The following is a 20,421-nucleotide window of genomic DNA, read 5'->3' on the forward strand; positions in this document are numbered from 1 at the left end:
AATTTTAAGGTTGGCTTTATGGGTTTTAAGGTTGCTAAAATTTTAGGCATATATATATATATATATATATATATCGTTATGCTGTGGCGTGGCGTTTGGGGCAGATTCTAAAAAGATAGAATCTAGTTTGAAAGATTCTATAGAATCTAGAGAAGTAATGAAAAAAGATTCTAAAAATATAGAATCTAAAAAATGCGATGGTGTGGATTGCCACGATTTTTATTCGCTTCGCTCACAAAAATCTCGCAATGACGAGAATATAGAATCTAAAATGAAAGATTCTAAACAAAATAGCGTAGATGTTTCGCTTTCGCTCAACATGACGGAAAATATAGAATCTAAGGTCCTAACACTAGCAGATATTGCAGAATCTAGCACACTACAAGATTCTAATAAAGATATAGAATCTTACAAGCTAAATAAGGTTACAACAACGGCAAATACCATAAATAGCGACATTGACAAAGATGTGAGTAAAAATATTATCACAATCACAAAAGAAGAAATTAGCAATAAAGGCTATCAAAATTTAGAGCAGGCTTTAGAGCATCAGCCATTTGTGAATTTCGTAGATTCTGGCTTTGGTCGTAATATTGACTTGCGTGGGCAGGGCAAGGATAGTAATCGCGCTGTAAAAATCCTAGTAAATGGTGTGCCGATAAATTCCTTAGATACGATTAGCGGTGTGGCAAGTTTCAATAATCTAAATTTAGAAGATGTAGAGGGCATTGAGATACTACCTGGTGGCTCATCTGTGGTATATGGTAGCGGTAGTCGTGGCGGTGTGGTAAATATCATCACTAAAAAGATTGATAAAGATTATCTAAAAGTCTCACTAAAAGGTAGTAGTGCGGAAGCCTTAGGACTGCAAGGTGGTAGTCTTAGTATAAATGGCGGTAAAAAGCTAAATGATTCTATATTTTTGTATGGTAGTGTGGGTGTGGGTTATATCCCGGGACCTAGAAATACTAATATTAAACCACCAGCTATAATTTCTAGTTATTCCATATCTGCTCCAACACAAGACCAACAATGTCCAGACTATGTGCCGGGTGCTAATGGTGAACTACCTAGTGCTACACAAGGACAGGCTTGGTATCCTAGCTGTGATACTTCCCCTTTAGGTGAGACTAAAAATGCTACATTTTTAAATTACCACGATAATAATTTGCAATTTAACGCAAACTTTGGACTAAACTATAATATTACAGAATCTCAACGACTAGAATTTAATACAACCTACGCATATAATAGACTAAAGCGTATACCTACATATTTAGATTCTAGAAATAGACGCATTATGGCAAACCCAGCGTATGAGAGCGATAAATCACAACCGCCATTTTTACTACAATCCTGCAATCCTACAACAGGCGTATGTAGATGGACTGCTGATACAGGCTCTCTTTTTCCTATGGACTATGTAGATTTAAAAGAACGTAGATATACCATAGATATGGACTTTGTAGGAATGGACGTTCACTCTATGAATAACTCACTAAAATATAACCTTGCTATAAATGATTCTAGCACCTTTGATATAATTCTTTATCATAATATGAATCTTATAAATTATACAAACTACTATAAAGATGGGATGTTACCGACTATGTATAGCGATTTAGCAGGCAGCTACTTTCATAATCATAATAGTGGGCTAAATATGAAATACAAGCTAGAGAGTGATAAAAATATGCTATTAGCAGGGCTAGATAATACTTTGGGCTATGCTATTAGAAAGCTGCAAATGGATGCAGTAATAGCTGACTGGGGTAGTATTTTGCCAGGTCTAGGCAAAGCATATTTAACGACAAATGCGGATAATTCTGCGTTTAAATACGCCTTTAGCCCTTATGTTTATGATAAATATGATGTGTTAGAGAATCTAAATGTAAGTGGTGGCGCTAGAATTGAGTATAGCTTTTATCGTGTAACAAATAATCAAAGAGCCGATTTTACTAAAGATGAATCCTTAAATGGCGTAATGCCAGATATGGATACAGGGAATCTAGATTCTGCAAATTTTGATATTAAAACACATAGATTTGCTTATGCGTTAGAGATTTCTCCTGAATATAATTATTATAAAAATGGCTATGTTTTTTCGCGGTTAGAATATGGCTTTATAAGTCCATCTCCCTTTCAAATGATAGATGCTGACCCTGAAAATGAAATTAATCAAGGGGGAAGTGAAGGTCCCCCAACAGGAACAGGCACTAAAAATCTAATAAGAAATACATATAATAATTTACAACCTGAAAAATATCTAACTTTTGAAATAGGAGTAAAAGATACTTATAAATTTGATAACTTTTGGGTAAATGGAATCTATCTTAGCGCTACTACATATTACACACATACATTTGATGAAATCTTTTTAAATCAAACAAGTGGGACAAATTCATTTTTGTATAGAAATATAGGGCAGACGCAAAGAGCTGGATTTGAGATACTAAGTAATCAAAGCTTTATTGATAATCGTGTGCGTTTGGCTGAATCTATCGGCTATGTTTGGACTAATATTTATAAGGCTGATAGGGCATTAATGGAATCTTATGCGGCTAATACTAATGTGGCAAATTTCGCCCTAGAAGGTAGCCGTGTGCCTTATGTCCCAGAGTGGAAAATCACTCTTAAAATCGAGGGAGATATAATCCGCTCTAGCAAACATATCCTAAGCGGCTTAGTGCAGATGAGCTATACAGGAGAATCTTATAGCCTATTTATAAGCAGTGGGAGAAATCCTACAAATAGCACCGCTGCGCGTCCGCAAACTAGCGATGAAATATATAGCGTAATGAATAAGGGCGGATATTTTCTAATGGATTTAGGCTTAACCTATGGCTTTAATGGTGGTAAATGGAATAAATGGAAAGTAAGCTTAGGAGCAAGAAATATCCTAGATACATTCTACAAAACATATCAAAGCCGCTATTACTACTACCCGGCAATGGGTCGCAGCTACTACCTTGAAGCCAAGTGGGAATTCTAACCCTTATCACTTTAGAATCTAGCAAAAAAAAAGATTCTAAAAAATTAGGAAATTTAGATTACCACGACTTAACAAGCAAGTCTCGCAATTACAAACTCACGCTATCATTGCAAAGCAAAATTCAAGCAATCCAAATACAATAAATAAAAAAGATTCTATAGAATCTAACAATGATTTACTACTTTACGCTACAACTTGCAATCTTAGCTTTATAGCTAGTAGTATTAAAAATTTGCGTTTTGATAAATCTTTCCCAAATGCAGCAAGTGAAGATATTGAATTTTGTTTCCGTTCTTTTTATAACCTTAAAAAATTCAAAAATCTTTTTAAAAAATACGCAAATGGCAAAAAAAATACTCTTAGATAAAATCCCACAATATTATTGTTTTCTAGATAAAAGCAAGGAAATTTCTAACATTAATTATCATAGGTGATTGCTTAGAATCTACCATTTTAATAGGCCGGTGCGGTTTTCATTTTGCAAGATTGTTTTTACATCCTCTAAATCTTTGATTTTTAACTCTTTGCCAAAAAGTTTATTTATATTATTTAATGTTGTGTAAATGCCGCTGCTATCGGCGTTTTGTAAAGCTAAAGCATAATCATTAAAGCTAGATTCAAGACTTAGCATCCGCTCTCTATGCTCTTTTGCTATTAGCTTTTGTGCTGCGAATATTTTACTTTATTCTATATAGCAAACTAGATTTAGAATCTAATTTTTGATTTAAAAGCCTTAAAACAATTTTGTTTCACTCAATATTACAGAATAGAATCTATCCTATTTTTTGCAATATTAAAATAAGTTTTATTTATTTCTATACCTAAAAAGTTTCGATTTAATAACTTACACGCCACGCCTGTCGTGCCACTACCCATAAATGGGTCGCAAATAAAATCATTAAGATTTGTGTGAATCTTTATTATTTCTTGCATTAATTGCAAACTTTTTTGCGTTGAGTGCTTTACTTTTTCTTTGCCACTTACAACGCTCGTTTTAAAACTAGCCCTTAAATATGGCACATCTTTAGGCTTATTAAAAGTCCATTTTGCATTTTTCCGCACAGCCCATATAGCAAATTCGCTATCTTGCACATATCTACGATTTATATTTCTAGGCATAGGATTAGATTTTTCCCACTTTAAAATATCTTTTGTTATAAAATTTAGTGAATCTAATTTTTTTATAATAAAACTAAGATAAATGTAAGAGCAAAAAATAATAATACAGCCATCTTTATGTATAAAAGGGATAAATTTTTCTATCCATTCACAAGGATTAAAATCTTTATCCCACTCGCCAAAATCCACGCCTTGACGCTTATTTTTCATTGTAGATAAATTATTTTCTTTGGAAATATTATAGGGCGGGTCAGTAATTATCGCATTAAATATAATCTTTTCTTTTTTTAGCATTGTTATAGAATCTAAACAATTTTCATTTAGTAAAATAATATTACAACTTTTACTTTGATTTATAATTTCATCTGCTAACGCCTTAGCTAGTAGCGGTGGGACAGCATTTCCTATTTGCTTGCAAATTTGCGTTTTACTACCTAAAAATCTAAAATTATCACTAAAGCTTTGTAGTCTTGCTGCTTCTCTTGGTGTAATTGAGCGATTTAGCTCTGGATGTGAGTTTTTACCATTACTTGGCGTATCAAACCTTGTATCAATCGTAGGGCTTATCTCATCCCACACTAAACGACCCCAAGTTGTTTTAAATTGCTGTTTTCCATGTAAATCTTTTGGCAGATTCTCTTTTCCTCCCCCTTTTGGTATCATCTTTAGTTTATCAATGGCTATTTGTTTATGATTTGTCGCTTTGTGATTATAGAGTTTAGTTCCTCTTAGTCTTTTTTGATATTCACTTTGAGCCTTTTTTATATATTTGCTTATCTCTTCGCCCTCATTAGAATCTAAATATGCTAAATCACTAATAGCATCTTTAATAGTTATCTTTTCTTGTTTTTTAAGCTTAGAAAAATCAAATTCTATTGTTTTACTAGCGATTATAAAGGCTCTTTGTCTATTTTGTGGCACACCAAAATCACAGGCATTTAGCACATCGTAACTAACTTTATAACCTAAATTTTTAGCATAATTTATAATTTCATTCAAAAAAAACGAATTTTCACAAGTAATTAGATTCTTTACATTTTCAATCACAAAGATTTCAGGGTTTAGAATCTTTACAATATCTAAATATTCTTTAAATAAAAAATTCCTTTCATCTAAAAGCCCTAAGTTTTTTCCTTTTAATGAAAAGCCCTGACAAGGAGGTCCTCCTATTATCATATTTACACCAAGCTTTTTACTTAACTTTATTACTTCATTTTTTATATTTTTATCTCTTAAATCACCGCAAATAAAATGAGTTTTAAAATGATTAAACTTAAAAGTTTGCAAGGCAGAATCTTCAAAATCAACGCCCAACACACACTCAAAATTTTCATTCATCATAAAGCCATTAGAAAATCCACCAGCCCCACAAAATAAATCAAGTATCTTATATTTCATGCTAAAGTCTCATAAATGTATTCTATTAATTCATCATCATTTTCTATTTTGCTTATAGCTTTTGCAAAGTCTTTTGCTTCGCTTGAATGCTTTAAAATAGATTCTATAATTTCTTTTTGATAATTTTCATCTGCCCTATTTTTACTCAAGGCTTTATGACAAGTAGGGCAAAGTTTAACTAAATTATCTATATCATCACAAAGATTCTTATTAAAACTAAACGCTACATTATGATGAATTTCAAGGTAATAAAATCCTTGTCTTGTCTTAAAACTCCTATCTTTAATATCATATTTATGCAAACAACCCACACATTCATCTTTTAAAAGATTTCTAGCTAAAAGTATAATATTTGCATTTCGCACATTTTTAGATTCTATATTATTTTTTTCAAAGCCTAGTCTTTCGCGTAGTTTATCAATATTTATAGCTTGTTTATTTAGAATCAAATTATTATAAAATTCAAATCGTTTTATTATTTCATTACTACTCTCTTCTTTTTGTGATAAAGGTTTTATTTTTTCTTTATTAGATTCTAAAAGTTTTATTTTATAAATATTTAGATTCTGCATATTTTTGTAAAAATAGGCTAGATTTACGCGAAATTGCATATTTCTTTTACGTTCATTATTTGTAAATTGCGGTTGCAATTCTCTAAAATTTAGATTCAAAAAATTTTGATTTAAATGTAAAATAAGTTTAAAATATTTTGAAAAATAATTTTTCGTGCAATAATTTGAGCAAATATCAACAGCCATTAAATTACGATTAAAATCAGGGCTTCCATTTAGCATAAAAATCGCATTTAAAAGGGCTTTTTCAAATTCTTTAGAATCATAATTATTAAAACCTAAAAAAATAATATTTTTATATAAGGCATTAAAATATTCATCTATTGTATAGTTTAAATCATTTTTGATTCTAACTTCGTGTTTGCCAAATTTACCACTAAAATCTAGATTTGAGAGTTTAGATAAATTTTTATTTGTTTGTATAAAAAATTCTAGTTTTTCTTTTTCATTTATTTCATAAAATTTGCTTAATTGATAAGTCGAGCTAATTACAAAAGATTCAAAAGATTCTATCTTTCTATCTAATCTTGTGTTAAAAAATGCAAAAAGAGCAGAATCTAAATGTTTATTTTGTAATAATTCACTCAATTTATACATTCGTATTTATCCTTTTAAAGTTTGATAAAAGGCAAAATTATATCAAAATACTTTTAGAATCTTTTAGATTCTAAAGCGGAATTTAGGCTAGATTCTAACTTACATTCACTGCTAGATTCTAAGTCGCAATCCAAACTAGATTCTAAAGCAGATTCTAAAGATTTCATTTCTAAAGCTCAATTAAGCTCTCGCCCTGCCTAGCAAGGCTTAGCATAGTCTTACTCCACTCCACATACACATTTAGCAGGTGCGGGGTGATGTTAAAGTGCGTAGTTATCGCATTTAGCACCTCTTTTTCCGCCTCATACATAGAATCTAAATTGAGATTATGCTCACTTAAAATCAAAGCCAAAATCTCTAGCGTGATAATTCGCTGGTCTTTTTTCGCACTAATGCGGCTTAGCGTCTCATCCAAATTAAACTTTTTTTCATCATACAAAATGTCTTGTACCTGCATTTCATCGCAGTAGCTTTTAATCACAGCCTTTTCTCTCTCACTCACATCGCCGCTACTCCACGCCAAATGGTGTGCCAACTCCAAAAACGAAGTCTTATCACTCTCACTCAAAGTATTTAAAAACATAACTTTCCTTTTATAAATATTCTAGATTCTATAATTCTTATTGTGAAACCTAAAAGATTCTATTAAATCTTTAGAATTTTTTTTTTTCTAATCTTATCAAACATTAGATTCTACAAGTAAGAATAATTTTTATAAAATCTAAATTCATTCTACCTGTTTTTTTTTTTTTTGTGTAAATAAATTGTTAATTTTGCAAAATTTCTTACATTTTTTAAAATGAGTGTGTAGAATCTATACACTACTAAAATCTATCTCCTTTGCAATATCATTTAGCAAAACCACACTAAAAGATTCTATAATTTCACTTTTTAAATGCGGATGTAGTGGCTAAAACACGAGAAAATTTATAGAATCTAAACACTAAAAGGGCGAGAGAAAATGGAGCGAAATGTGAATTATGTGCTGATTGGGGCGATATTTTGCGCGCTGTCTGTGCTTATGATTGCGTTCATTTTTTGGATTGGGCGATTTGGCATTGATGAGCGGCGCGTGCGGATGTATCACATTTACACGAGCGAGGGCGTGGGCGGCATCGGTGTGAATACGCCTGTGAAATACAAGGGCATTTCTGTGGGCAGCGTGATGGCGATGGGCTTTAAAAAGGACGACCCAAATGTCGTGCAAATCGATGTTGGCATAAATAAAAAAATCCCTGTCAAAGAGGGCAGCCAGCTTATGATTGATAGCGATGGCTTTGTGGGGATGAGCTATCTTAGTTTGCTGCAAAATGACGCGGGCGCGGTGATTAAAGAAGATTCTAAAGCCGAGCTAACTTTGGCGAAAAATACGCTAAGTAAAATTATGGGTAATGCGGAGGGTATGAGTAGCGATGTGCAGGCGATTTTGCATAATGTGAAGGTGATTACGGATAGTCAGAATCTGCAGGATATTCGCGATGCGATTGCTTCGCTAGAGTCGACTAAGAAAAGTTTGGATAGCACCCTTGCTAGTGCGGATAAGCTGATGAAAGATATTGATAAAGCCCTTGTGCGTGGGGATTTTAACTTTAAAGAGATTTTGATACCGCTTGTCAATCGTAGTAATATGAGCTTGCAGATTCTAAACACATTTTTAGAAAAGGCAAGTCATTTTATGGATAGGCTAGAGCGCGACCCGTATGAGACGCTACTTGGAAAACGCGGGTAGATTCTATAACTATGATTTATATGTTAAATAAGTTATAAATCTTTTTATTCTTTAAACACGCGGTGGAATATGGAATCTACGCTCTTTGTGTAGTAACTAAATTCAAAGCATTCTTTTATCGCATCTGCGCCTATTAGATTCACTAATTTAGAATCTGCTAGTAAATATTGTAAAAATAGTGGTTCATTTGCGTTTTTAGAATCCGCCACAAAAGGCGATTTAGAATCTACCCCAAAAGATGAGTTAGAATCCGCCCCAAAAGCCCCAGAATCCGCACTCATAGACGACCCCAAAGCCCCATTAGAATCTGTCCGCAAAGACGAGTTTAAAGACGACCCCAAAGCCCCATTAGAATCTATAGAATCCAAACTCCCATTTTGCAAAGCTTCCCACACTTTCATCGCATTTTCCTGCACGATTTTATACGCATCTTCGCGGCTAACACCCTTTTTTGGCAGCTCTAGCAAGACGCGTTGGCTAAAGACCAAACCGCCGGTCAAATTCAAATTTTTCATCATATTTTTTGGATAAATCACAAGTTTTTTGATTAGATTTGTAAGCCTAGCAAGCATAAAATCAGCCGTGATAAAGCCATCTGGCAGGATAAATCGCTCCACGCTTGAGTGGCTAATATCGCGCTCATGCCACAGGGCGACATTTTCCATCGCAGGCGTGGCGTAGCTTCGTATCACGCGGCAAAGCCCTGTGATATTCTCGCTCAGCACGGGATTTCGCTTATGCGGCATTGCACTGCTTCCCTTTTGCCCGATTTCAAAAAACTCTTCTGCTTCATAGACTTCGGTTCGTTGCAGGTGGCGGATTTCTACCGCGATTTTTTCGCAGCTACTTGCAAGTAGTGCCAAGTCGCACATTAGCCTTGCGTAGCGGTCGCGTTGTATCACTTGATTGCTAACTGGCGCTGGTTTTAGCCCTAAATTTTTGCATACCAACTCTTCTAATTCTATGGGCGTGTGTGCGAGATTGCCCATCGCGCCGCTTAATTGCCCTACGCTAATGGTGTCAAGCGTGGATTCTAACGCACTCAAGTGCCGTCCTAGCTCATCAAACCATATCGCGCACACTAGCCCAAATGTGATAGGTTCGCCGTGAATGCCGTGGCTGCGACCGACCATTAGCGTGTATTTGTGCTGCATTGCTTTTTCTTTTATAGCGGCTCTTAGGGCTTTTACGTCGTCGATTATTATGCGTAGCGAGTCGCGCATTTGCAAGGCTACGGCGGTATCGATGCAGTCGCTGCTTGTGATTCCATAATGAAACCAGCGGCTTTCTTCGCCGAGACTTTCAGCCACGCTTGTGGTGAATGCGATTAAGTCGTGTTTTGTGACTTTTTCGATTTCATCGATGCGATTGATGTCAAATTTTGCGTTTTTGCAGATTTTTTCGCAATCTTGCTTTGGGATTAGCCCAAGCTCGCTCCAGCCTTTCACTAACGCCTTTTCGACTTCTAGCCACGCGCCATATTTTGCTTCCACGCTCCAAAGGCTTTTCATTTTTTCTCGCGCATATCGCTCGACCATTTTTTTACTCCTTTAAGATTATTTAAATTCTTTGTTACTCAGTTATATTGTTAGATTACCAAGAAATTTTTAAGAATTTAACACAAAACATACAAGCCCGAATATTAATATTCCATATAAATTTAGACATTTTTTCCACAAAAAAATCGCTTTTTTGCATTTTTTCAATGAATTTATACTAAAATTACAGAATCTAGATTTAAATCAAGGGTAGGCGATGTTAGTTAGTCCAGAAAAAATTGATGAGATGTATGCGGATGTAGGAGGAGATTTTACGGAATTATTTGACCTGCATAAAGACGATGATGACGATGGTAGCGTGCGTGATGGCAAGATTATAAAGATTGACAATGAGTTTGTCATGGTCGATGTGCAGGAGAAAAAAGAGGCGCGTATGAGTGTGGATGAAATCAAGGATAGCAAGGGCAATTTGCTATTTAAAGAGGGCGACACACTGCAGGTTTTTGTTAGTCACAAGGGCGGTTTAAAAGTTAGCTATAAAAAGGCGCACAAGTATCAAAAAATACAACAAGAGATAGAATCTTTGGGTGCAAATTATAAGGATAAAGTCGTTGATGGCGTGATTGTCAAGCGGAATAAGGGCGGCTTTGTGGTTGAGTCTAAAAGCGGCGTTGAGTATTTTATGCCAAAGCAGTATTCGGGTATCCGCGATGACGCAAAAGGCGTGGTTGGCAAGGAAGTGAAGGCTTGCATTGTGGATGTGCGAAAGGAGAGTAGCTCGATAGTTATTTCACGCAAACGCTATCTTGATATGAATAGCAGCCTGCAAAAAGAGAACGCTAAAAAGCTTATAGAATCTGGCTTGGCGTATGATGGCATTGTGCGTAGCATTACGGATTTTGGGATGTTTGTGGATGTTGGCGGCGTGGAGGGCTTGGTGCATTTGAGTGAGATAAGTCACAAAGGACGTGTAAATCCGCATAAGCTCTATAAAGTCGGCGATAAAGTGCAGGTAAAACCGCTTGAATATAATGAAGAAAAAAACAAACTTTCCTTTTCTATGCGGGCTTTGTTTGATGACCCGTGGAAAGATATTACAAATGATATTAAGGTTGGCTATGTGATTCGCGTTAGCGTTAGCAATATAGAATCTTATGGCGCATTTGTGGATTTGGGCAATGATATTGAGGGCTTTTTGCACATTAGCGAGATGTCGTGGGAAAAGAATGTGAAACGTGTGGAGGACATTTTAAAGGTCGGGCAAGAGATTGACGTGGAAGTAATCGAAATAGATTCTAACAATCGCAAACTGCGTGTGAGCCTTAAAAAGACGCAAGATAAGCCCTTTATTAAGTTTGCAAAAGAGCATAAGGTAGGCGATGTGATTAAGGGCAAGGTGGCAAGTGTTCTGCCCTTTGGCGTGTTTGTGAATCTTGCTAAGGGTGTGGATGGGCTGCTACACAACGAGGACGCCTTTTGGGATAAGAATAAGAAGTGCGCTGATGTGTTTAAGGAGGGAGATTCTATCGAGGTAAAAATCGAAAAAATTGACAAGGCAAATGAGAAAATTTCGCTAAATAAAAAGATTTTAAGCGAGTCGCCATGTGAAGAGTTTGCTAAAAAGCATAATATTGATGATGAAATCATAGGAAAAGTTATTGACATTAAAGACTTTGGCGTGTTTATAAAGGTTGAGGGCGAGGGCATTGATGCGTTAATTCGCAATGAAGATATTGACAAGCACACAAAGGAAAATTTGAAAGTGGGCGATAGTATAAAAGCAGCCCTTGTTAGCATTGATAAAAAGGCAAATCGCGTGCGTTTGAGCGTGCGTAGGCTATATAAAAAGCAAGAGCAGCAAGAACTTCGCGAGTATAATTCAAAGCATGATTCTAAACAAAAATCAACTTTAGGCGATGCTTTAGGCAATGCGTTAAAAGAGTTAAAAAAATAATTTTTATATTTGCAAGATTATTAAAAGGCGAAGTTTTAGCAATTTAGATTCTATAATTTATAATTTTTAAAAGTGGTGAATTATGATAAAAGGAATTATAGCAGGATTATTATTTATCTCGACAATTATCGGTGGCTACGTCCTTTATGCGTTTTATAAAAAAATGCAAAATAGCGATGTAGAAATCGAGCAAACCATAATCGATAACGCCCCAAAGCCCCGCATAGCCGAGATTCCAAAGCTAGATTCTATCCCTGATAATACGTGGATTAGCGGCACGCCAAAAGCAAAGGACACGAGCTATCAATTCCCTTCAAACGTGCTAGATATAAATGTGGATGTGAAAAAATACGAGGATTTAAAAACCGACTACACAAAAGTGCTAGTGAAAAACCTAGATGATTATAAATTCCTTTGTATAAACGAGATTTTACGCCAACGTCGCATTGACTTTTCATATTTTAAAAATCAAAATAGTTTAGATTTGCTACTTTTTGTGCCAAATAAAGAGCAAAGAGAAGCCATCCTAAAAGACTTCGACTACTACAACGTCGAATACGAAATAAGCCTAAAACGATAGGGATTAATATATTTTAAATTCTTACTATTCTTAAAAATCACATCGGCGATTTTTAGCTCTGGTAGGTTTTCAAACTTTTTAGATTCTATAGAATCTAGTTTAGAATCTGGCTTAAAAATTACAAATAAAAAATAAACTATCACGCAAATAGCACTAAGTCTAAAGATAATTTTTAGCATATTTTGCCCTAAATTTTAGCTTTTTATAAAATAAAACATTACAAATTAGAATCTAATTTAGCTTTTTCATAAAATCCACCATAGAATCTAGTCATTTATGGGTAGGTAAAATTGCGGGTTAGAATCTAGATTGTATGCTAAGCCCTCAAAATTTGTCTTAAAAAGTGAGATAAAACGCGACCTAGCAATGCTTTCAGTAAATGGCACAAAGTGCAAAATGGGCGTGTTTAGATTCTGTAAATAAAACATAGGATTTATCGCATTATTTTTTTCAATGTGAAATGGACGCTCAAAAATGCGCGAAAGATTGCTAAACTCCTCGTCAATCTCGGCATTAAAATGATTGTCCGGCTCAAAATCATACACATTCACATCAAGCCCTAGCTGCTTTGAAATATCAAAAATAAGCGTGGAAATATCGCTATTTTTCTTACTATCACCAGCGATGACAAGCAGGCTGTAGGCGACATTTGTAGGGCTTTTTTTAGAATCTTTTGCTGCATTTCCGCTAAAATCTTTCCCCGCTTTAGAATCTTTTGCCCCATTTCCACTAGCATTTTTCCCAGCAGGATTCTTATTATTCATACTAATTTGCAACGCTTTGCTTCCCATTATATTTAGACTAATATTCTCATTATTCCCACTATCTTTAGAATCTTGCGTAATTTTAATTAGCCTAGATTCCCACATATCAAAGTTTTCTGGCGCAAGGGCATTTTCCCCACTCCTAAAAACAGGGATTTTACTAGCGTATAGAATCTTTCTAAAGGCGCGTTTATGAAACATTTCTTTACCCAAAATTATTAAGCCGACTTTCTTATCAGTTTTGTTACTTATGACTTGAGTAAAGTTCAAATTATCATAATCTATTGAGACAAAAATATCATTTTTTGCAAGTTGCTGAATCTCATTAATTACACCAAAATCTCCCGCGTGCAAGACCTTAATCGTAAGCTTACTACTTTTTAAATGGCGGTGCAAAAATATCGCTTCCTTGCAGTCAAAAAAGATTCTATCGCGTTTTTGGAGAGCCATATCAATGATGAGATACATCTCGCGACCAAAGGGCGAAGGGAACTGCCCCATCTCGCTTTTAATGCGTGTATAAAGGTTTTTTAGCGCCTCAGGCTTACCCGCGACCAAAATCGTATCGCCTGGATTTATCACCAAATGATGGCTTGATAAAATAAACTCATTTCGCCGATAAATGCCCACCACTCGCCAGTTTTGCTGTCTAATCGTGCTAATTTGCCGATGGGCTAAAATGCTACCGCTTGGGATACCGATTTCCATCAATTCGCCTTGCTCTAAGCCAAAGCCACGCGGGATTACAGGGACATTTGGCATTCTTAGCAAAAGGCGGCTTGCCATCGCATTTGTTTGTGTGATTAAAATGAGATTAGAATCTCGCCTTTTTAGATTCTCATAATAGTCATTTAGGGCGTGAATGCTTTGGATAATGCGGATATTTTTGTAGGTTTTCCGCAGATATTCATACACGACTTTGCCCTCGCTCTCGCTATCTAGCACGATAAAAGCATCGCTAATATCATAATCGCCAAGTATAGAATCTAGCCTAAAATACGATGTGTAATCGCAGTAGAAAAACTTAAAGGTGCTTGGGTATTCTTTTGGAAGTTCAAGGTCGTTGTTAGAATCTAGCCTGTTTTGCGTGTGTTTTTTGTGTGTATTTTGTGTGCTTTTATAAAAATCGTTTTGTGGGTGTTTTGTATTTTTGGTGGAATCTGGGGCGTTTTGTGGGTTGTGTTCTTTGTTTAGATTCTGTTCTTTGTGTGCGTTGTAAATGTTGCGTGAGTGTCCATTTTGGTCTTTTGTGTATTGCGTGTTGCGTTCTTTGTTTGTGACGTATGTGTTGTTTTCTTTTGTGGCTTTGTGTTGCGTGTTATAGTCTCTGTTTGCGTTGTATGTGTTATATGCAGTGCGTTCTTTATTTGTGTCGTATGCGTTCCACCCTTTATTTTCGACGTTATATTGCATAGAATCTTGCTTGGCTTCTTGCGTTATATCTTTATTTGCCGCGCGCGTTAGCACAATATAAAAATTGTTACTAGAATACCCACTTAGAATCTTATGTATAAAATGCTTTGCAATATCCCCATCACCAACGATTAAAATGTGTTTCATAAAATCCCTTACCTTGTTTCGTACCTTAAAAGTCCATAGATTCTATCAATAATAAGCATAATTTGGCTATTTTGATAATTTTGCGAATCAAGCATCGGCGTGGCTGAAAACTGCAGTAAATCGCCGCTATTAAAGGTAAAAGTCGCATATTGCGAGTTAAAAAACATAGCTTTAATCACGCTAGATTCAAACCGCAGGGCAAACTCTAAAAAGCCTTTAGTCGTGCGTTTGTAGCCCAAAATTTCAAGCTCCAAAAAAAACTTTGGCACAGGATTCCCATTGCCATAAGGCTCGAAAATATCGATTGTGGCGAGTAAATCATGGCTTATCACTTCTGGGTGCAGAATGCCTAAAATGTGGCTTTTTGTCTCCATTTCGTCGCACAAAATCGGCTCAAAACTATCAATAAACACCTGAATATTCGCATAAGGAATCTCTAAGCCCACCGCGCCCGTGTGTCCGCCGTGCCGATTTGTGAGATGTGCGAGCCGCTGCATACTAGAAATCAAGTCAATATCGCCAAAACTACGCGCACTGCCCTTGCAAATGCCATTTGTGTGTGTCAGCACAAAACAAGGCTTTTTAAAATCGCTAGTCATCTTGCCCGCCACAATGCCTAGCACGCCTTCATGCCAGTCATCGCCTACTGCGAAAATGATGTGCTTGCTTTGATTAAAACGCGAGAGCGAGTCAAATGCCTTGTAGGTCACTTCATCCTGCAGGGCGCGGCGTTTATCGTTTAGAATCTTTAGCGTTCTAAAGTAGTCTTGGGCTTCTTTTTCATCTTTGGAACGCAGGAAATTTAGGGCGATTTTGCCATCTTCTATTCGCCCAGCGGCGTTTAGCAAAGGGATTAGCCGAAAGCCTAGCGTTTGGGAATCTATTTTGTGGCTAAGATGGCTTACTAGCGTTTGGATGGCAATTTTTTTTGACCTGTGTAAATTTTTCAAAGCATATTTGCAAATTGTGTGATTTATCGCATTTAGCGGCATTACATCGCTAATTATGGCGATTCCTACGAGTAATAGAAACTCGTTCATATTGAAATTATGGAATTTTTTGGCGTAATTTTTGGCTATTTTGTGAATTTCTTTAGAATCTAGATTCTGTATTTTGTTAGAATCTTTTAAATATTCCATAAAAATGCTCGTATCTTTTGCAATACTTTTCAATGTTATTTTTATAGCGCAACACAAATACCACGCAACTAGCGAGCCGCAAATATCAGGGTATTCAAAAGTATACATACTTTGCTGTGGATTTACTAGAAAGTTACACGGCGGAATGCGCTCAATCCCATTAATAGATTCTAACGTGTGATGGTCAGTGATAATTAAATCAATGCCACGCTCTACGCACATAGCCCCCGCTTCAAAGGAAGATACGCCATTATCCACGGTGATAATTAGCCGCGTATCAGGGTGCAGCTCCATAATCTCATTAAAGAGCAAAGGTGAGAATCCATAGCCATGTTTAAAGCGATTTGGCATCGCATAAGCCACATTTGTGTAGCCTATATGCTCGAAAAAATCTAAAGTCAAACAAGTCGCACAAATCCCGTCCGCATCGTAATCCCCAGCAATCACAATCTTTTCATTCAGCAAAATTTTCTCAACGACAAGGAAGCTAGATTCTATATTATTTAGGAGTGTATCAGGGTGTGGCAGCCCTTTTAGCGAGTCAAATTTGAAATGTTTAAAGCGAGATTCAAGCAAATTATGGATATGATTTATGTTATTTAGCAGGGCAAGTTCTTTTTTTAATGCGTTGATTTCCTCTTTTTTGTTAAACAACTCGTGATTTATGTGTCTCCTAGCACTCACAACTCTATCCTTCGTCATTTTGCAGTCCTTAAAAATATTTCCCCTTTGTAAAATTAATGTGTAATAAATCGACACAATTTTTAGAATCTAGATTCTAGATTCTATAAACCCTTGCATTTCAGCCACGATTTCATCGATACTTCGCTCGCCATTTATCACTTTCAAAATGCCCTTTTTATTGTAAAACGCCTGAATGTCGCTCAAAGGCTCTAAAAACACACGCATACGATTTTTAAACACCTCCGCATTATCATCCGCCCCGCGCGCACGCCCTAGCACCCTATCTTTCGCGACTTGCTCGCTTACTTGCACCTCAATCACATTCACCAACACCACGCTAGAATCCGCACTCAACACCTTATCAAGCTCGCTCATCTGCTCGACACTACGCGGATAGCCATCAATCACAATGATATCCTTTGGGCAATTTTTTATCGCATGCACAATCGTGCTAACCACAATATCAAGCGGCACGAGATTGCCTTGCGATGTGAAGCTCTCAATAAGCTGCCCTTGCTTGCTACCACTAGCCACCTCCGCGCGAAGCAAATCGCCTGTAGAATAATGCGCGATTTTGTCATTATTTTCCGCGATTTTTTGCGCATCTGTGGTCTTTCCACTGCCGGGAGCACCGATAATTAAAAACAACTTTTTCATCATTTTTCCTTTAAAATTTTTTAACGTGTAATTTTAGCGAAAATTAGTGGATTTAATGATATTTGTAAATGTCTTTTTTGAGTAAATATATTGTTAAATCATAATACATTAAAACAATTTTTAGATTCTAAAACTCAAATAAATTGCCGTTTTTTAGGTAGGTTAGAAAAGTTGTCGCATACGCGCCACTTGGTAGTGTGAAACTTAAAAGGGCGTGATTTTGCACTTTATCGTATTCAATATGCGTGTGCGTGGGATAAACCCACGCATAACGCCGACTGCCAAGTGCCTCTAAATTATAGCTAAAATCTTGTTCGATTTGCCCGGCTAAATCGCGTGCTAGCCATACTTTTGGGGCTTTAGAATCTAATTTAGATTCTATAATATTTTCGCTTTCTTTAAGATTAGAAAAAGTTACAGATTCTATAACTTTTTTAGAATCTAAATTCGCGCTAGTTTCTATGCTTTTCAAAAATTTTTTAGAATCTAAATTTTTTCCACAATTTATACCGCTTAAAAGCCCTGTGATAGCCACTTCACCAGACTTTAAACGCTCCAAATCACTGCTAGATTCTATGTTTAAAAAAAACAACTTCCCAAATGGATAGTGCATTACAACATCGCCATTTAAAGGCATAAGCCCTAAATTAGTCTCTTTAAGCAGCCTTAAAACCTTAGAATCTAAGCCCAAATTAAAGCTAGTTTGCAGCACTTTTTTGCAATCTTGCAGACTAAATTCGCTAATAATATGCGAAATTTTCAATCTAGATTCTAACCAAGCGTTAAAAAAAAAGCTTTGCAGGCTTGAAATTAGCAGCTTTTCACGCGGATTTTGTTTTTTAAATGGCTTTTTAATTTTTAAAGCATTCACAAAATTATCGCCAAAATTTCCAAACCTTTGATAGCCAAAAAAGTTAGGAAATCCATAACTTTTTGCCTTGTCAAATTCTTGACTAAGTCGCGTAAAGTTTAGTGAATCTACCTTTTTTAATCGAATGAAAAATTTATTTCCTTTCAAATGACCGATTTTAATTTTGTTATTATGCAAATTAGATTCTATAATTTTTATGGAGCAATTTTGTGAATTTTTATTATCTAAAAGTTTTAAATTTAGTAACTTTTCTAACTCATCATTACTTTGAATAGTTCTAAAAAATGCAACTTTTGGCAGAGAAATATACTGAAAACTTAGTGCATTTTTATCTTTCAATCCAGCATATCCTATATCGCGATTTTTTATATTTAACACACTTGAAAGGACACTAAGAAGCTCGTGCGTGCTTAAGTTTTTTTTACGAATCTTTAGGATAATATGCTCGCCATTCCCACTAAACTCATAAAGTGGGACTTCTTCTACCACAAAATCACGGCAATTATGAGAAAATACAAAACGTAGCGGCGGATAACTTTTACCTTGAAAGTAGTTGTGCTGCATTCTAAAAGGGCTAAAATTTATAGAATCTTTTTCCATAACGCGTTAAATCCTAAAAATTTTTAGCAAATTTTAGCTTAAAGATGCGTAAAAATCCTTATTTTACATAAAAAAATCTTATAATTATCGCGTTAAAATCATTTTAAGGAAAAAATATGAATGATAAATTAAACATCAATCGCCGTGAAAGTTTTAAGAAACTCGCTGGGGTTGGGGCTTTAAGCCTTGCTAGTTTGGGTGTTTTAAAGGCGGCGGAGATAGATTCTAATAGCCAAGATTCTCAAAATGCTAATAAAATTGCGCAAAATAAAATCCCAGAATACGCCGATAGTGATAAAATGATGCTGCCAAAGTCTCAAATGAAGCTAACACAGGGCAGTGTGGGGCTTGTTGTGGTTAATCCACAGATTGATTTTCTAAGTCCAAAGGGCGTTGGGTGGAATATTTATGGCGCAAATATTAAGGAAAATGGCACGATTGAAAATATAGGAATGCTGCTGCGTGTCGCAAAAGCCCTTGCACTGCCGACTTTCATCTCGTATGTCGTGTGGAATAAGCAGGATTTTGACTCCATGCCAAAGACGCCGATGAAAAACTTTATACGCGGCACTTCGATGTGTCTAGGCAAGGGAAGTGGGCTAAATGCGAATGATATTTCAAATAGTGGCGCGGATTTTTTGCCTGAATATAAGCCCTTTATTTTGGATAATAAAAGTGTGCTAACCACGCCACGTAAGGACTTTGGGCTAAATGGGAGCAATCTTGTCTCAAGGCTGCGTCAATATGGCGTGCGGCAGGTTATTTTGTGCGGGATGGATGCGAATACGCATATTGACTCGCATTTGCGTGACTTGCTAGCGGAGGGCTTTGATGTGGGCGTGGTGCGTGATGCTACTGCGGGAGCGAAACTGCCTGAGGGCGATGGCTACTTAGCCGCGTTAATCAACTTTCGCTATATTGCAAACGAGCTATTTTACACAAGCGAAATCGTGCCGAGACTGCAGGGGATGATGTAAGTTTATTAGCAGAGTAGGGCGGTTAGGCTTAATAGATTCTAATGTTTTTATTATTTATTTAGATTCTATAGAATCTTTCCCCACAATGCGTTTTTCCCTGTGAATCTTATCTCCTAAATCTTCGAAATTTTCATATTTATAAGGCATATTTTTAGAATCTTTAATAAGTTTATTTGCCGTGTCATCTTCGTGAGAATCAAGACGCGGATTAGCTTTTGCGCCCTTAGTTGTAGGCATAGGATTAGTGAAAATGTCCCAATTTGTTAAGATTACTTCACACTTTCGCACTAGCAGATTATAAAACACAATGCTAGGAATAGCAACAATTAGCCCCAAAGCAGTCGCACGCAGCGCCATCGCAAGCCCCGCCATAATGCTTTTTGTGTCAATAATGCTATTTACGCCAATCGTGGCAAAGGTCAGCATAATGCCAATCACCGTGCCAAGTAGCCCAACATAAGGCGCATTAGAGCCGATAGTCGCTATCAAAGTAAGCCTTTTATGCAAATCAAGCTCCAGCTCACGCCTATCAGCATAGTCATCAAGGCGAATAATCGAGTAAAACCACAGCCGCTCAATGCCAATCGCAAGCACAAGCAGGCTCAAAAATATCAAAAAACCAAAGATAGAATAATCAATATACGCCGCATAATCGCTAATTTTTTCCATTAAATGCCCTAAATTTAAGTAAAATTGTATTTTATCTATTTTGTGTTGGTTTTTTGGAAT

General features: G+C 36.1%; 16 protein-coding genes and 2 pseudogenes. 6 read left to right on the forward strand and 12 right to left on the reverse strand.

The window, feature by feature from the left end; genetic code table 11:
• The first annotated feature begins 88 nt into the window (after positions 1-88).
• Positions 89-2,992, forward strand: coding sequence for a TonB-dependent receptor (locus LS64_RS02730; RefSeq protein WP_034572105.1), 2,904 nt, complete (start codon positions 89-91; stop codon positions 2,990-2,992).
• The gene (locus LS64_RS12320; RefSeq protein WP_160659364.1) at positions 2,980-3,135 is read left to right on the forward strand and encodes a hypothetical protein; all 156 of its coding nucleotides are present in this window, start codon (positions 2,980-2,982) and stop codon (positions 3,133-3,135) included. Before LS64_RS02730 ends, LS64_RS12320 begins: the two co-directional genes overlap by 13 nt.
• A gap of 302 nt (positions 3,136-3,437) precedes the next feature.
• Here the strand turns inward: LS64_RS12320 and LS64_RS02735 are convergent, their stop codons facing one another.
• The 5 genes and pseudogenes from LS64_RS02735 to LS64_RS02750 form a co-directional block, all read right to left on the reverse strand.
• On the reverse strand, positions 3,438-3,623 hold the full coding sequence (locus LS64_RS02735) for a hypothetical protein (protein WP_034572103.1): 186 nt from the start codon (positions 3,621-3,623) through the stop codon (positions 3,438-3,440).
• Positions 3,624-3,751: 128 nt separating this feature from the next.
• Positions 3,752-4,405: a DNA-methyltransferase gene (locus LS64_RS13065; RefSeq protein WP_237416360.1), complete on the reverse strand. Its 654-nt coding sequence runs from the start codon at positions 4,403-4,405 to the stop codon at positions 3,752-3,754.
• A 45-nt stretch (positions 4,406-4,450) separates the two neighbouring features.
• A pseudogene (locus tag LS64_RS13070) lies at positions 4,451-5,509 on the reverse strand (DNA cytosine methyltransferase); the annotation flags it as partial.
• Positions 5,506-6,678 carry an HNH endonuclease gene (locus tag LS64_RS02745; RefSeq protein WP_034572101.1) on the reverse strand — a complete coding sequence of 391 codons (1,173 nt, stop codon included), beginning with the start codon at positions 6,676-6,678 and terminating at the stop codon, positions 5,506-5,508. The pseudogene LS64_RS13070 and the gene LS64_RS02745, both read right to left, overlap by 4 nt.
• Positions 6,679-6,847: 169 nt before the next feature.
• Positions 6,848-7,261 (reverse strand): hypothetical protein, encoded by a 414-nt coding sequence (locus tag LS64_RS02750; protein ID WP_034572099.1) that lies wholly within the window; start codon positions 7,259-7,261, stop codon positions 6,848-6,850.
• A gap of 378 nt (positions 7,262-7,639) precedes the next feature.
• Between LS64_RS02750 and LS64_RS02755 the strand changes: the two genes are divergently transcribed.
• The gene (locus tag LS64_RS02755; RefSeq protein ID WP_034572096.1) at positions 7,640-8,407 is read left to right on the forward strand and encodes an MlaD family protein; all 768 of its coding nucleotides are present in this window, start codon (positions 7,640-7,642) and stop codon (positions 8,405-8,407) included.
• Between the two features lie 44 nt (positions 8,408-8,451).
• Here the strand turns inward: LS64_RS02755 and purB are convergent, their stop codons facing one another.
• On the reverse strand, positions 8,452-9,945 hold the full coding sequence (gene purB / locus LS64_RS02765) for an adenylosuccinate lyase (RefSeq protein WP_034572094.1): 1,494 nt from the start codon (positions 9,943-9,945) through the stop codon (positions 8,452-8,454).
• Positions 9,946-10,162: 217 nt separating this feature from the next.
• Between purB and LS64_RS02770 the strand changes: the two genes are divergently transcribed.
• Positions 10,163-11,860 (forward strand): S1 RNA-binding domain-containing protein, encoded by a 1,698-nt coding sequence (locus LS64_RS02770; RefSeq protein WP_034572092.1) that lies wholly within the window; start codon positions 10,163-10,165, stop codon positions 11,858-11,860.
• A gap of 82 nt (positions 11,861-11,942) precedes the next feature.
• Complete coding sequence (locus LS64_RS02775) at positions 11,943-12,440, forward strand: hypothetical protein (protein WP_034572089.1); 498 nt, start codon at positions 11,943-11,945, stop codon at positions 12,438-12,440.
• Here LS64_RS02775 and LS64_RS02780 read toward each other — a convergent pair.
• The 5 genes from LS64_RS02780 to LS64_RS02800 all read right to left on the reverse strand — a co-directional run bounded on the left by LS64_RS02780 (position 12,404) and on the right by LS64_RS02800 (position 18,715).
• On the reverse strand, positions 12,404-12,619 hold the full coding sequence (locus LS64_RS02780) for a hypothetical protein (protein ID WP_034572087.1): 216 nt from the start codon (positions 12,617-12,619) through the stop codon (positions 12,404-12,406). The genes LS64_RS02775 and LS64_RS02780 overlap by 37 nt on opposite strands.
• An 87-nt stretch (positions 12,620-12,706) precedes the next feature.
• A complete protein-coding gene (locus LS64_RS02785) occupies positions 12,707-14,764 on the reverse strand; it encodes a TrkA C-terminal domain-containing protein (protein WP_052062500.1) in 2,058 nt (685 codons plus the stop codon).
• A gap of 8 nt (positions 14,765-14,772) precedes the next feature.
• Positions 14,773-16,605, reverse strand: a complete 1,833-nt coding sequence (locus tag LS64_RS02790) for a single-stranded-DNA-specific exonuclease RecJ (RefSeq protein WP_052062499.1) — start codon at positions 16,603-16,605, stop codon at positions 14,773-14,775.
• Between the two features lie 69 nt (positions 16,606-16,674).
• Positions 16,675-17,244 carry an adenylate kinase gene (locus LS64_RS02795; protein ID WP_034572085.1) on the reverse strand — a complete coding sequence of 190 codons (570 nt, stop codon included), beginning with the start codon at positions 17,242-17,244 and terminating at the stop codon, positions 16,675-16,677.
• A 127-nt stretch (positions 17,245-17,371) separates the two neighbouring features.
• Positions 17,372-18,715, reverse strand: a complete 1,344-nt coding sequence (locus LS64_RS02800; RefSeq protein ID WP_052062498.1) for a tRNA pseudouridine(13) synthase TruD — start codon at positions 18,713-18,715, stop codon at positions 17,372-17,374.
• 116 nt (positions 18,716-18,831) lie between these two features.
• On the opposite strand from LS64_RS02800, the gene LS64_RS02805 reads away from it, so the two are divergent.
• The gene (locus LS64_RS02805; RefSeq protein ID WP_118949384.1) at positions 18,832-19,692 is read left to right on the forward strand and encodes a cysteine hydrolase family protein; all 861 of its coding nucleotides are present in this window, start codon (positions 18,832-18,834) and stop codon (positions 19,690-19,692) included.
• A gap of 228 nt (positions 19,693-19,920) precedes the next feature.
• Here LS64_RS02805 and exbB read toward each other — a convergent pair.
• Positions 19,921-20,361 (reverse strand): annotated as a pseudogene (gene exbB, locus LS64_RS02810) (TonB-system energizer ExbB); the annotation flags it as partial.
• Between the last annotated feature and the right edge of the window lie 60 nt (positions 20,362-20,421).

It is taken from the genome of Helicobacter saguini (genome assembly GCF_000762875.2).
GTDB classification, from domain to species: domain Bacteria; phylum Campylobacterota; class Campylobacteria; order Campylobacterales; family Helicobacteraceae; genus Helicobacter_A; species Helicobacter_A saguini.

What these genes read in the sequence shown, in the direction of transcription:
- LS64_RS02735 (WP_034572103.1), bottom strand. Translation starts at nt 3,623, where the DNA reads ATGCTAAGTCTTGAATCTAGCTTTAATGATTATGCTTTAGCTTTACAA.
- LS64_RS13065 (WP_237416360.1), bottom strand. Translation starts at nt 4,405, where the DNA reads ATGCTAAAAAAAGAAAAGATTATATTTAATGCGATAATTACTGACCCG.
- LS64_RS02745 (WP_034572101.1), bottom strand. Translation starts at nt 6,678, where the DNA reads ATGTATAAATTGAGTGAATTATTACAAAATAAACATTTAGATTCTGCT.
- LS64_RS02750 (WP_034572099.1), bottom strand. Translation starts at nt 7,261, where the DNA reads ATGTTTTTAAATACTTTGAGTGAGAGTGATAAGACTTCGTTTTTGGAG.
- LS64_RS02755 (WP_034572096.1), top strand. Translation starts at nt 7,640, where the DNA reads ATGGAGCGAAATGTGAATTATGTGCTGATTGGGGCGATATTTTGCGCG.
- purB (WP_034572094.1), bottom strand. Translation starts at nt 9,945, where the DNA reads ATGGTCGAGCGATATGCGCGAGAAAAAATGAAAAGCCTTTGGAGCGTG.
- LS64_RS02770 (WP_034572092.1), top strand. Translation starts at nt 10,163, where the DNA reads ATGTTAGTTAGTCCAGAAAAAATTGATGAGATGTATGCGGATGTAGGA.
- LS64_RS02775 (WP_034572089.1), top strand. Translation starts at nt 11,943, where the DNA reads ATGATAAAAGGAATTATAGCAGGATTATTATTTATCTCGACAATTATC.
- LS64_RS02780 (WP_034572087.1), bottom strand. Translation starts at nt 12,619, where the DNA reads ATGCTAAAAATTATCTTTAGACTTAGTGCTATTTGCGTGATAGTTTAT.
- LS64_RS02785 (WP_052062500.1), bottom strand. Translation starts at nt 14,764, where the DNA reads ATGAAACACATTTTAATCGTTGGTGATGGGGATATTGCAAAGCATTTT.
- LS64_RS02790 (WP_052062499.1), bottom strand. Translation starts at nt 16,605, where the DNA reads ATGACGAAGGATAGAGTTGTGAGTGCTAGGAGACACATAAATCACGAG.
- LS64_RS02795 (WP_034572085.1), bottom strand. Translation starts at nt 17,244, where the DNA reads ATGAAAAAGTTGTTTTTAATTATCGGTGCTCCCGGCAGTGGAAAGACC.
- LS64_RS02800 (WP_052062498.1), bottom strand. Translation starts at nt 18,715, where the DNA reads ATGGAAAAAGATTCTATAAATTTTAGCCCTTTTAGAATGCAGCACAAC.
- LS64_RS02805 (WP_118949384.1), top strand. Translation starts at nt 18,832, where the DNA reads ATGAATGATAAATTAAACATCAATCGCCGTGAAAGTTTTAAGAAACTC.